General features: G+C 67.9%; 12 protein-coding genes and 1 tRNA gene. 8 read left to right on the top strand and 5 right to left on the bottom strand.

What is annotated here, in order from left to right; genetic code table 11:
• Positions 1-32: 32 nt before the first annotated feature.
• From J2Y69_RS01065 to J2Y69_RS01055, 3 genes are all read left to right on the top strand, one after another.
• Positions 33-1,466: an NAD(P)/FAD-dependent oxidoreductase gene (locus J2Y69_RS01065; protein ID WP_310016643.1), complete on the top strand. Its 1,434-nt coding sequence runs from the start codon at positions 33-35 to the stop codon at positions 1,464-1,466.
• A 157-nt stretch (positions 1,467-1,623) separates the two neighbouring features.
• Positions 1,624-2,994, top strand: a complete 1,371-nt coding sequence (locus J2Y69_RS01060; protein WP_310016641.1) for a glutamate decarboxylase — start codon at positions 1,624-1,626, stop codon at positions 2,992-2,994.
• Between the two features lie 76 nt (positions 2,995-3,070).
• On the top strand, positions 3,071-3,364 hold the full coding sequence (locus tag J2Y69_RS01055) for a DUF1905 domain-containing protein (RefSeq protein ID WP_310016639.1): 294 nt from the start codon (positions 3,071-3,073) through the stop codon (positions 3,362-3,364).
• 25 nt (positions 3,365-3,389) lie between these two features.
• On the opposite strand, the gene J2Y69_RS01050 is transcribed toward J2Y69_RS01055, so the two are convergent.
• Both J2Y69_RS01050 and J2Y69_RS01045 read right to left on the bottom strand, forming a co-directional pair.
• Positions 3,390-3,743 carry a hypothetical protein gene (locus J2Y69_RS01050; RefSeq protein ID WP_310016638.1) on the bottom strand — a complete coding sequence of 118 codons (354 nt, stop codon included), beginning with the start codon at positions 3,741-3,743 and terminating at the stop codon, positions 3,390-3,392.
• A 923-nt stretch (positions 3,744-4,666) separates the two neighbouring features.
• Positions 4,667-4,924 (bottom strand): hypothetical protein, encoded by a 258-nt coding sequence (locus J2Y69_RS01045; RefSeq protein WP_310016636.1) that lies wholly within the window; start codon positions 4,922-4,924, stop codon positions 4,667-4,669.
• 442 nt (positions 4,925-5,366) lie between these two features.
• Between J2Y69_RS01045 and J2Y69_RS01040 the strand changes: the two genes are divergently transcribed.
• Both J2Y69_RS01040 and J2Y69_RS01035 read left to right on the top strand, forming a co-directional pair.
• Entirely contained in the window at positions 5,367-6,023 is a 657-nt protein-coding gene (locus J2Y69_RS01040; RefSeq protein WP_310016634.1) for a hypothetical protein, read from the top strand.
• A complete protein-coding gene (locus tag J2Y69_RS01035; RefSeq protein WP_310016632.1) occupies positions 6,020-6,127 on the top strand; it encodes an Ltp family lipoprotein in 108 nt (35 codons plus the stop codon). The genes J2Y69_RS01040 and J2Y69_RS01035 overlap by 4 nt, the downstream gene beginning before the upstream one ends.
• Before the next feature lie 309 nt (positions 6,128-6,436).
• On the opposite strand, the gene J2Y69_RS01030 is transcribed toward J2Y69_RS01035, so the two are convergent.
• A tRNA-Leu gene (locus J2Y69_RS01030) sits at positions 6,437-6,512 on the bottom strand.
• Between the two features lie 76 nt (positions 6,513-6,588).
• Between J2Y69_RS01030 and J2Y69_RS01025 the strand changes: the two genes are divergently transcribed.
• From J2Y69_RS01025 to J2Y69_RS01015, 3 genes are all read left to right on the top strand, one after another.
• The gene (locus tag J2Y69_RS01025; protein ID WP_396653011.1) at positions 6,589-7,860 is read left to right on the top strand and encodes an alanine racemase; all 1,272 of its coding nucleotides are present in this window, start codon (positions 6,589-6,591) and stop codon (positions 7,858-7,860) included.
• The gene (locus J2Y69_RS01020) at positions 7,857-9,170 is read left to right on the top strand and encodes a D-arabinono-1,4-lactone oxidase (protein WP_310016630.1); all 1,314 of its coding nucleotides are present in this window, start codon (positions 7,857-7,859) and stop codon (positions 9,168-9,170) included. Before J2Y69_RS01025 ends, J2Y69_RS01020 begins: the two co-directional genes overlap by 4 nt.
• Before the next feature lie 96 nt (positions 9,171-9,266).
• Positions 9,267-9,845 (top strand): LemA family protein, encoded by a 579-nt coding sequence (locus J2Y69_RS01015; RefSeq protein WP_310016628.1) that lies wholly within the window; start codon positions 9,267-9,269, stop codon positions 9,843-9,845.
• A 134-nt stretch (positions 9,846-9,979) separates the two neighbouring features.
• Here the strand turns inward: J2Y69_RS01015 and J2Y69_RS01010 are convergent, their stop codons facing one another.
• Together J2Y69_RS01010 and J2Y69_RS01005 are read right to left on the bottom strand one after the other, a co-directional pair.
• Complete coding sequence (locus tag J2Y69_RS01010) at positions 9,980-10,876, bottom strand: nuclear transport factor 2 family protein (RefSeq protein ID WP_310016626.1); 897 nt, start codon at positions 10,874-10,876, stop codon at positions 9,980-9,982.
• Complete coding sequence (locus tag J2Y69_RS01005; RefSeq protein WP_310016623.1) at positions 10,873-12,144, bottom strand: winged helix-turn-helix domain-containing protein; 1,272 nt, start codon at positions 12,142-12,144, stop codon at positions 10,873-10,875. The genes J2Y69_RS01010 and J2Y69_RS01005 overlap by 4 nt, the downstream gene beginning before the upstream one ends.
• Positions 12,145-12,183: the final 39 nt, after the last annotated feature.

Below are 12,183 nucleotides of genomic sequence, written 5' to 3'. Positions count from 1 at the left end.
GGAGCAGTCCCCCTGTGGCGAAGAATCCTTCTGTGCCCAAGATCCTGATTGTCGGCGGAGGCTACGCAGGCTTCTACACGGCGTGGAAGCTGGAGAAGCACCTCCGCAAGGGCGAGGCCGAGGTGACGATGGTCGACCCGCTCCCGTACATGACCTACCAGCCGTTCCTGCCGGAGGTCGCGGCCGGGTCCATCGAGGCGCGTCACTCCGTCGTCTCCCACCGCCGTCACCTGAAGCGCACCAACGTCGTCACGGCGAAGGTCACCGGGATCGACCACGCGAACAAGGTCGCCACGATCACGCCCCCGTCGGGCGAGTCGTACGAGTTCGCCTACGACCAGATCGTGGTCACCGCCGGCGCCGTGTCCCGCACCTTCCCGATCCCTGGCATCGCCGACAACGCGATCGGCCTGAAGACGATCGAGGAGGCCGTGGCGATCCGCGACCGCGTGATCTCCAACTTCGACAGGGCGTCCTCCCTTCCCGCAGGCCCTGACCGCGATCGTCTGCTCACGGTCGTCGTGGTCGGCGGCGGGTTCGCGGGCATCGAGGTCTTCGCCGAGCTCCGGTCGCTGTCCTCGTCGCTCGTCGCGAAGTACCCGCAGATCTCCTTCGAGGACACCCACTTCCACCTCATCGAGGCCATGGGGCGCATCATGCCCGAGGTGTCGCTGAAGACCAGCGAGTGGGTGCTCAAGGACCTCGCCAAGCGCGGGGCGAACGTCCACCTCGACACGCAGGTCACCGGTGCCATCGACGGCAACGTCGAGCTCTCCACGGGCGAGGTCATCCCGACGAACGTGATCGTCTGGGCCGCCGGAGTCATGGCGAACCCGACCGTCGTCCGCGGCGGGGACCTCCCGATCGAGGAGCGCGGCCGTATCCGCACCCGCGCCGACCTTCGCGTGGGCACCGAGGAGGAGTTCGTCGAGGGCGCGTGGGCGGCCGGCGACGTCTCGGCCGTGCCCGACCTCACGGGCGGCGGCGTGGGCGGGTACTGCGTGCCGAACGCCCAGCACGCGGTCCGTCAGGCCAAGCTGCTCGCGAAGAACCTCGTCGCGGTCCTCCGCGGCGATGACCCCAAGCAGTACTTCCATAAGAACCTCGGTGCCGTCGCAGGCCTCGGGCTCTACAACGGCGTCTTCCAGTCGGGCAACCTCGCGCTCAAGGGCTTCGTCGCCTGGGTCGCGCACCGCGGTTACCACGGCCTCGCCATGCCGTCGTGGGAGCGCAAGTGGCGCGTGCTGTGGGGCTGGTGGCACAACCTGTGGCTCGGCCGCGACATGGTGAACCTCGAGACCGTGCAGGATCCGCGCTACGTCTTCGAGGAGTTCGCCGCCCGGCCCCGCCCCGCAGCCGAGGCCGTCCCCGCTGCGGCACCGGCGGCACCCGCCGAGAAGCCGGCCGACGCGAAGTCGGACGAGAAGGCACCCGCCAAGAAGGCAGCAACCGCCGCGGCCAAGTAGCAGGCCATATCCGAACGCCCCGCATCCGCATGGATCGGGGCGTTCGGCGTTCGCGGGGCGCTCCAGGACCTCGGTGCTATGGTGGCGCCCACGCACCTCTTCCAGGGGCGTGTTCTCGATCGTGACGTCGTTCCCACGGCGCCCGGACGGAGGAGAGATGCCCGCGGATCGCATCCACGTCAACCCCCTGCACCGTCGATCGGGCGATGCCCCGTTCGTCGACAAGTACCGGATCCCGACGCACAGCATGGATCCGCTCAGCGCCTATCACGTGGTTCACGACGAGACCATGCTCGACGGCAACGCGCGCCTGAACCTCGCCACGTTCGTGACCACGTGGATGGACGAGGAGGCGCAGAAGCTGTACTCCGACGCGTTCGACAAGAACATGATCGACAAGGACGAGTATCCGCAGACCGCGGCGATCGAGACCTACTGCCAACGGATGATCGCGGACCTGTGGCACGCCCCGGACCCGGACACCGCCCCGGCGACGTCGACCGTGGGCTCCTCGGAGGCGTGCATGCTCGCCGGCCTCGCCCTGAAACGGCGCTGGCAGCACCGCAGGCGGGACGAGGGGAAGGACGCTTCCCGGCCGAACCTCGTGATGTCCAGCGCCGTTCAGGTGTGCTGGGAGAAGTTCTGCAACTACTTCGACGTCGAGCCGCGGTATGTCCCGGTCAGCGCGGAGCATCCGGCGCTCGACGGCACGCTGCTGGACCCGTTCGTCGACGAGAACACGATCGGCGTGGTCGCCATCCTCGGGGTGACCTACACGGGCGCCTACGAGCCGGTCGAGGAGATCGCCGCCGCACTCGACGCGATCGAGCGGGCCAGGGGATTCGACGTCCCCGTCCACGTCGATGCGGCATCGGGTGGCATGGTCGCGCCGTTCCTGGACCCCGACCTCCGGTGGGACTTCCGTGTTTCCCGTGTCGCGTCGATCAACACCTCCGGCCACAAGTACGGGCTGGTCTATCCGGGACTCGGCTGGATCGTGTGGCGGGACGAGCACGCCCTGCCGGAGTCGATGGTCTTCCGCGTGGACTATCTCGGCGGGGACATGCCGACCCTGGCGCTCAACTTCTCGCGCCCCGGCGCTCAGGTGCTGCTGCAGTTCTATCTGTTCCTGCGGTTGGGCCGGGAGGGGTACGCCGAGGTGCAGGGAACGTCTCGCGCGGTCGCGACCTATCTGTCGGACGGGATCGGGGCGCTGCCGGCGTTCGAGCTGATCAGCGATGGATCGACGATCCCGGTGTTCGCCTGGCGGCTCGTCGACGGGCACACCGAGAACTGGACCCTGTACGACCTCTCGGACCGGCTGCGGATGAGGGGGTGGCTGGTCCCCGCCTATCCGCTTCCCGCCGATCTGCAGGAGATGGTGGTCCAGCGGATCGTGGTCCGCAACGGCCTGACCCAGGATCTCGCCGAGGCGCTGCTGAGGACCGTCCGCGAGGAGGTCGCGTACCTGGACTCGCTGCCGGCACCGTTGCCGCGCGGCGAAGGGCACGGCGGCTTCCGTCACTGAGGACGATTCGATCGGCGGCGTGGAGATGCATGGGCAAGGGCAATGGCGAGAGCAAGGACAAGAGGACGGAGTGGATATGGATGAGGGCAGAAGCGAAGGCCCGCTGGATCGGACCTTCACGGCCGTGCTCGTCACCAGCGCCGCCGAGGGCGGATGGACCTTCGTGAAGATGGAGGGCTCGGCAGAGTTCTTCGGCACGAGGGGCCTGGTGAAGGTGAGCGGAACCGTGGACGGCGTCCCGTTCCGCAGCTCCTTCATGGCGCTCGGCGACGGGACGCACAAGCTCCCGATCGCCGCTCCACTTCGGCGTGCCATCGGCAAGGGCACGGGCGACACCGTCACGATCCACCTGACTGAGCGTCTCGGGTAGCACGGCCTCCGCCGCGGACGGGAGATCAACGCCCGACGATGAGACGCGGACGTGGCCCTTCGAGTCGGGCGATGGAGACCTTCACCTCGGAGAGCCCATTCCCGACCGCGTCGACTCGATCCGTGAGTCTGGTCTCGACGGTGTCGAGCCGAGCCGTGAGTTTTGTCTCGACGGTGTCGATTCGTTCGGTGAGTTTTGCGTCGACGGTGTCGATTCGTTCGGTGAGTTTTGCGTCAACGGCGTCGATCCGATCAGTGAGCTTCGTGTCCAGCGCATCGATCCGGCGTACGACCCAGGTGAGTCCGGAGAACATGGACGCGACCGTGGCCGCGACGAGACCCACCGCGCTGAGCACGATCGCGATCATCTCCGGTGACACGTACACGCCTCCTATTCTGCCCCGACGACGTCGGGCTGATGAGGAGAATCTATGACAACGAGACCATCGGCCAGTCACCTCCGCCGAAAGGCGTGGATGAGCTGCCGATTCGGCCGGTCGTGCAGGAGGAGTGCCCCTTCGTAGACAGCTCAAGAGCCCCGGCCCGGCCTTGAAAACCGTAGTCTCCCGCCTGTATCGGGGCTTCTACCAGAGTAGTCGGAGGCTGTCGGAGCAGTCGATCATCGATGAACTCGTGGCGCTGTACGGGTAAGGTCTGACCTGCCGGAGCCCGGTGAGAGGTTCAGCGTCCACCGAACCGCCGCCGCGCATCTCGTACGCCGGTCTGTGCCGATGCGGACAAGAAGGCTCGCAGATGAGCGCGTGTCCGAGGCCGTGGTCCTCTACGCGAGTGGGATGACGCGGATGGAAGTCGGGCTGCACTTCGGAGTCAGTCAGGGTGCTATCCGTCGGGCAGTCGTCGACTGCGGGCGCGACGATCCGTCCCCGCGGTCGTCGAATCGGTCTCCCTGCTTGAGGTTCGCCAGCGACTGGCTGAGAGGTATCGACCAGGTCGCCATGTAGATTGAGCGCTAGTTTCGCGCGTTCCTTGGAGGGTCAGCGATCAGTGCGGTCTTCGCCGCGCTGCGTAGACGTTTCCGCCTAGTTCAAGGAGTTGCCCCCCAAACGAGCGATGCGCCATTACCAAGCGACCCAGCCTGTCGAGAACGCTCAAGGATTGCCACACATCCGTCACCGGCCGCTTCATCGGCCAGCAGTCGCACAAGCAAGTGACGATCTCGGACCGCTGACATCAGAAGCTCTCTATCTCGTCTCGAGTGGGCAGTGGAGTCTGCTTGAGAGCCTCATCGAATAGAGGATCACCGAATGAGCTGGACGGACCTTTATGCCACGGTCGAAGCAGGTCACCAGCTTCGACGTGAACCTCCTGGGGGGGGTGTTCTGAGCTTCGCGATACGCATGGCGGTCTCCCTAAATCGGCGGACGTAGCCCTCGTAGACTCGCGTGTACGCCTCAAGGTACCCGCCATGCTCAGGGAGCGGACTCTCACCTTTGCTTGACAGTGCAGGCAGCAACGAGTGGTCACCACTCCAAGCGCCATCAATAACTTCTTCGACGTTGAGCTCTATGACGATGGGCGCAGGTCGGTTCTGGTCGGTCATGCGCTCAGTATGACCCGCACTCCTGAGAAATCCGGGCGAATGTCGGATGTGGCTGACAGACTAACGGTAGATCGAAGGGCCGCCCGTCAGTAGTCAATCTCCTGATGGCACCCGTCAACGGAGTCCACGGACAACCGCTCAATGGCGAGGGAGTCACATGTCGCAACACACTGGCAGTTGTGCCACGTCCATGAGCCCGGGGTGTGTCTGCCCGTGCACGCATGCCCGCCATGGGCTTGCGGGACGCCTTCAGTGGGCGTCGGTGCTGAGTACGGAGGGCAGGTCGGCGCCCGGGCCGTCGCGTGAACTAAGCGAAGTGGTCCGGAGGCAGGCGAGAGCCACAGATCTCTTGGCGGCGCGCACCGCGCAGGCAAAGAAGTCAAAGGCGTCGCGCGGTCTCTCCAGGGTGAACACGAATGCGGCCCTTGAGTACGCAAGGACTGTGGACCTTGTTGAGTGGCTCGTGACGCACCCGACGGAGCGCGATCAATTGTCGAGCATCGTCGAGCAACTAGTTACAGCGTCGGAGGACCTGCTGAAGCCCGCTCCAAGACGCAAGCGTGCGGCACTTCGTATGCGGATTCTCGATCATCTGTGGTGCGACCTCGTTGCCAGCGTCGTGTGTGCTGTCGAGGTGGTCGGGAAGTTGGAGTCCATTACCAAGGACAAGCTTGCGGACGTTGTGGCTGACACTGCAGTCAAGCTCCTGGCAGAGGCTCGTGTGGCGGAAGAAGGCAAGCCTGCAACCAAACTGAAGAACGGGAAGTCCAAGACGAGAGCGGAGCTTGATGTCGACGCGGGGTTGTCGATCGAATCGACGATCCTCAAAGGTTGCGTACGTGGTGTCGTGAAGATCGCATTGGACGGTGCCAATGCGGCGTTTGAAGCGAACCTCAGGATCATCCTGTTGAAGTTGCGCGTTGCGGCGCTCATGCTGTGCCCGGACGTCATGGTTCACGAGTTGGTTTGGAAGCACTGTTGGCTGCCAATGTGGCATGACGCTGTCTTCGACGCGGCGCTCGAAGAACTCACGGGCTTTGTCGACGGGTTAAAACCGAGCCTCGATCTGATGGACGGCGGCAGTCCTGTTAGGACATGATGGCGATGTCACCCGATGCGATCTGGGACCAGCTCACCAGCGAATATGGCGAGCAATTCACTCCGGAGGAAGCAGACTACGCTCTCCAGAACCTGGGGGGCTGAAGGAGAAGTGTGACTGACAGCACGCGCCGGCCGCTCGTACCAGATGATCGCCCCCGACTTCGGACGCGGCAGAGGTCTGGGGCGAGGATGCCGGTGGTCATCGCCAAGAGAACGGCCGAGGATCCGCGAAGACGCTACGGACGCGGTCACGAGGAAGCACGACATCCAGCCTCTACACATGGGGCCGGATGCGACTTCGGCGCTGTCGTCCTGGGGTGAAAACGGTGAGTAAACGATGAATTTCGGGAGGAGATACGATTCACGATCGCTGTATCGGTGAGTTAAATACCAGATCGGAACTGGTTTTTCTGGTACCCCCGGTCGGATTCGAACCGACACTGAAGCGAGTTTAAGTCGCCTGCCTCTGCCGTTGGGCTACGGGGGCGTCGCGTTGTCGCAGACATGGACGGCGTGTCTACGAGCCTAGCGGCGCCCGGGCCGGGAGGTCGTAGGGTGGGGGAGTGCTCGACCTCATCGCCGAACAGAGCCTCACCCCCGGAGACCGACGCGCCGACGTGCGCACCGGTCCGCCCTCGCGCCGCCCCTGGGAGGATCCGGCGAGATGGTGGCCGCGTCTGACGGACGCGGTCGCCGACCGCGCCGCCCCCGTCGGGGTGATCGACCTGGACGCCCTCCGGTACAACGCGATGGACATGGCGGTGCGGTCAGGCGGCCTTCCGATCCGGATCGCGACGAAGTCGGTGCGGGTCCGTGCGGTGATCGACGCCGCGCTGCGGCTTCCCGGCTATCGCGGTCTCCTCGCCTTCACCCTCGCCGAGGCGCTGTGGCTCGCCGAGGACCACGACGACATCGTGCTGGCCTATCCGACCGCCGACCGCGTGGGGCTTGCCCGACTGCTCGCCGACGAGCAGTCGGCCTCGCGCATCACGCTCATGATCGACGACGTCTCCCAGCTCGATCTCATCGATGCCGTCACGCCGCCGTCGCGGAGGCCGACGATCCGCGTCGCGATCGATGCGGACGCCTCGCTCCGCTCCGCGGCCCTCGGGCACATCGGCGTGCGGCGTTCATCGCTGTTCACACCGGAGGATGCGGCACGGTTCGCGCGGACCATCACCGAGCGCGAGGGCTTCCGGCTCGTGGGACTACAGATGTATGAGGCGCAGATCGCGGGGCAGGGCGACGCGACGGGCAGCGGCGATGCGCTGATCCGCGCCGTGCAGGCGCGCTCCAAGGAGGAGCTGCGGGCACGCAGGGCGGGGATCGCCGCGGCGATCGAGTCCCTCGTGCCGCTGGAGTTCGTTACCGGCGGCGGCACGGGCTCCCTCGAGTTCTCCGGATCCGATGCGGCTCTGACCGAGATCACGGCGGGGAGCGGGCTGCTCGCCGGTCATCTCTTCGACGGTTACCGCTCGTTCTCCCCGGCTCCGGCCGCCGCGATCGCCTTCGATGTCGTCCGGCGTCCGGCGTCCGACATCGCCACGGTCCTGGGCGGCGGGTGGATCGCCTCCGGGCCCGCCCTCGCCTCGCGTCAGCCGTTGGTCGTCTGGCCGCAGGGGCTGCGCACGATGCCGCGGGAGGCGGCGGGGGAGGTCCAGACCCCGTTGCGTGGCCCGGCCGCCTCCCGGCTGCGGGTGGGGGATCGGGTGTGGTTCCGTCATGCCAAGAGCGGGGAGCCCGCGGAGCGGATCGATCGATATCACCTCGTGGAGGGCGATCGGGTGATCGATGAGCTCCCCACCTATCGTGGCGAAGGGAAGACGTTCCTGTGACTCGACCTGGCGGAACCTGGCAGAACTGGGGACGGTCGGCGTCCGTGCGTCCGTTGCGCGTGGAGCGTCCGCGCAGTCCGGAGGGCGTGCAGCGCGCGGTGATCGCGGCGGCCAAGCAGGGACTGCGGGTCAAGGCGATCGGTGCGGGCCACAGTTTCACCGGCATCGCGGTGGCGCCCGACGTGCTCCTCGAGCTCGACGATCTTCAGGGACTCGTCCGGGTCGACGAGGAGCGGCGCCGCGCGACCCTTCTCGCGGGCACGCGCCTGCATCGGATCCCCGCTCTGCTCGCGCGTCACGGCCTGGCGATGGAGAACCTGGGCGACATCGACCGGCAGTCGATCTCCGGGGCGATCTCCACGGGGACCCACGGCACCGGCGCCCGGTTCGGCGGGATCGCGACCCAGGTCGCCGGCGTCACCCTGATCACCGCGACGGGGGAGTTCCTGCGGATCGACGAGGAGAACCAGCCCGAGCTGCTCCCCGCCGTGGCGCTGGGGCTCGGAGCGCTCGGCGTCATCGTGGAGGTGACGCTGCAGTGCGTTCCTGCCTTCGTCCTGCACGAGGTGGATCAGCCTGTTCCGTTGGAGGAGCTGCTGGGGGATCTGCACGAGCGGGCCGCCGCCGTTGACCACTTCGAGTTCTACTGGTTTCCGCACACCGACGTCGCGCTTACGAAGAGCTCGGAGCGTCTGCCCGAGTCCGCGGTTCGGCATCCGCTGCCCGCGGTGGGGAAGTGGGTGGACGAGACGCTCCTCTCCAACGGCGTGTATCGCGCGGTCTGCGCGGCCGGCACGGCGGTGCCGGCGATCATCCCGCCGTTCAGCCGCCTCGCGGTGCGCCTCACCGGCGATCGCGAGTACACGGACCTCTCGCACCGGGTGCTCACCCAGCGCCGCACGGTGCGATTCCGCGAGATGGAGTATGCGCTCCCGGCCGAGGCCGCCGTGCCGGCGTTCCGAGCCGTGCAGGAGCTCATCGCCCGGCGCCGCTGGCGCATCGAGTTCCCCGTCGAGGTCCGCTTCGCCGCGGCCGATGACCGCTGGCTCTCCACGGCGCACGGCCGGGACACCGCCTACATCGCCGTGCATCGGTACTGGCGACAGGATCCTCGCGAGTACTTCGACGCGGTGGAGCGGATCATGATCGAGCACGACGGGCGACCCCACTGGGGCAAGCTGCACAGCCTTGACCGGGAGCAGCTGGCGCTCCGGTATCCGCGCTTCGACGATTTCGTCGCCCTGCGCGACCAACTCGACCCCGAGCGCCGATTCGACAACCGCTACCTCTCCCGGGTCCTCGGCGACTGAACGCACGGCGAACACCGAGCGGGCCCGGCGGACTCAGGGGACGTACGGGGTCGGGGTCTAGGATGGGAAAAACGTGCTGAAGGGGGGCCGCCTTCCATGGAAGGGCTCGTTCCGGTTCTGATCATCGTCGGAGTGATCGTGCTGCTGGTGGTGATCGCCGGCATCTATCTCTGGGCGACGTACAACTCGCTGGTGCAACTCAACGTCCGTGTCGACGAGGCGTGGAGCGACATCACCGTTCAGCTCAAACGCCGTGCCGACCTGGTCCCGAATCTCATCGAGACGGTGAAGGGCTATGCCGCGCATGAGAAGGCCGTGTTCGAGAACGTCACCCGGGCCCGCGCCGAGACGCTCGCCGCGCAGGGGCCGGCCGATGCGGGTGTGGCCGAAGGACATCTCCAGCAGGCGCTGAAGAGCCTGTTCGCCGTCGCAGAGGCGTATCCGCAGCTTCAGGCGAGCCAGAACTTCCTCCAGATCCAGCACGCGCTGGTCGACACGGAGGACAAGATCCAGGCATCGCGCCGGTTCTACAACGGCGGCGTCCGTGAGCTGAACACGAAGATCAAGGTCTTCCCCAACAACCTCTTCGCACGGAACCTCGGCTTCGCCGAGCGGGAGTTCTTCGAGGTCATCGACGGTGCGGCGATCGCCGAGCCTCCCCGCGTCCAGTTCTGACGTCACCGCGTCCGATCCGGACGCGGCCCCGCGAACGGCCGGATCGGCTTTTGCCCGATCTGGCCGTTCGCGTTCTTGCTCTCCGTCGGGCAGCGGGGCCTCTGCGGTCCACGCTCAGCGGACTGCGAGAACGCTCAGCGCACCGCGAGAAGCAGACGGTCGTCGTCGAACCGGAGATCCCCGCGTACACCCCAGGAATCCGTGCGGTAGGTGGCGGCCGCAGGCGCGCCCGCGTGGTCGGCGCCGGTGACCGTGGCGACCAGCGCTCCGCCCGTCGCGGCGAAGGACGGCGGGTCGAGCGCGACCGTCGGCATCTTCTCGATCCGAAAGAGCACGCGGTCGATCGTCGCCAGGTCCGCGGCCCACGGCACGCGCATGCCGCAGTGCTCCGGGACGGCGGAGGCGGGCTCCGCGCACTGCCGGAGGCGGTCTTCCAGCCGGGCCTGAGCCTCGGCGGCGGCTCTTTCCGTGAGCGCGGGGGCGAGGGCGGCGTCGGCTTCCTCGCCCGGCAGGACAACGGCCTCCGCCGACCCGGTGACCAGCTCCATGGGCGCTGCACGGACCTCGTAGACCGCGGGGAGGAGCGGGAGGGGCCCGGCTCCGATCGGCGTGCCGCCGACGGCCGCCTCACCCCATGGGCGGGCCACGGTGAGCGTGCCCGTGATCGGCGATGAGGCGTGCCAGCGACCGTCCCGTTCGATCATCGCCACGATGGTGCGGTGCTCGGCGCCGTCGAGCCGGAACGAGACCGTCACTCGGGCCGTGTCCGCGTGCGGGTCGACGTCGGTCACCGTGGGATCGCTCACCGTGCCGAACGCCGAGGCGTAGGCGGTCGCCGCTGCCTCGTCGACCTCCAGCCCGCTGGCGCGGACGGCGGCGGGGTCGCCGGTCGCCAGTGCATGGAAATAGCCGAGCGCCGTCTCCTCGGGGCCGGGGGCCGGGCGTGCGAGCCACCACCAGACGCCTGCCGTGACGATCGCGGCGGCAGTGACGGCGCCCACCAGGAGGAGGACGCGGCGACGGGCTCTCATCCGAGCGCCTCCGCGGGCTCCTCCGTCGTGCGGTCGTGGTCGTGGCGGAGGACGCCGGGGAGAAGCGCCCGGAGCACTCCGGCGAGCTCGTCGGACGCATCGCCCCACCGCGAGACGGAGACCCGCTCCAGACCCTGCCAGCGGGCGGCGAGCAGGATCTCGCCGGCGATCCGCTCCGCGTCCTGCGCGGGCCGGGCCTGCGGCTCCCACCACGCCGACTGCACGCGCAGCGTGGACGCGGCGCGATCCGCCTTCAGATCGACCCGGGCGGCGATCCGGTCGCCGACGAGGACGGGGAGCGAGTAGTAGCCGTAGCGGCGTTTGGCCGCCGGCGTGTAGATCTCGATGCGGTAGTCCAGCTCGAAGGCGCGCAGCGCCCGATCGCGGAACCAGACGACGGGGTCGAACGGGGTGAGGAGCGCGGCGGCGTCGATGCGGCGGGGGAGGGCGGCGTCGACATGCATCCAGGCCGGGATCGGGCGCCCCGCGCGCTCCCAGCCACGGACGGCGACCGGGCGCACTTCACCGGAGTCCTCGAGGTCCTGGAGGGCGTCCAGCACGGCCCTGCGGTCCTTGATCCGGTAGTAGTCGGCGAGATCGGCAGCCGTCGCCACGCCGTGCGAACGGGCGGCGCGGCGGACGAGCTCGCGGACGGCGTCCGCCTGCGGCACGTCCCGCTCACGGACCGCATCGGGGATGACGTGCTCGGCGAGGGCGTACCGGCGTTCGAAGCCCGAGCGGCCGGCGATCGCGACGTCGCCCACCCGCCAGAGGTGCTCCAGCGCGTGCTTGACCTCGTCCCAGTCCCACCACTGCCCGCGGTTGCGGGGGGCGTCGCCGCGGATCTCCGCAGGACGGGACGGGCCGCGGGAGCGCAGCTCGTCCCGGACCCATTCCAGCGTCTCCGGCGGCCCGCCCTGCCAGACACCGCCGTGGCGGGCGCGGAACGCGTCCATCCGGAACTGCCAGAGCGTCCAGTCCTCCACCGGGACGAACGTGGCCTCGTGGGCCAGGTATTCGACGTAGCGGGAGGAGCGGTCGAGGAAAGCGCGGTCCAGGATCGCCGGATCGTAGGCGCCGAGGCGTGAGAAGAGCGGCATGTAGTGCGAGCGGGCGAACACGTTCACCGAGTCGATCTGCAGCACGCCCATGCGCGCCATCGCCGTGTGGACATGCCGGGTCTGCGGTCGCTCCGGTCGTCGCCGGGAGAATCCCTGCGCGCCGAGCGCGACGCGGCGTGCCTCGGCGGCGCTGAGAGTGTCGGTCACGGACGCCAGCGTACAAGCGGCCTCGGACATCGGCCGCCT

The organism is Microbacterium resistens (assembly GCF_031456305.1).
GTDB lineage: Bacteria > Actinomycetota > Actinomycetes > Actinomycetales > Microbacteriaceae > Microbacterium > Microbacterium resistens_A.
This window is presented reverse-complemented; position numbering and strand designations above follow the sequence as displayed.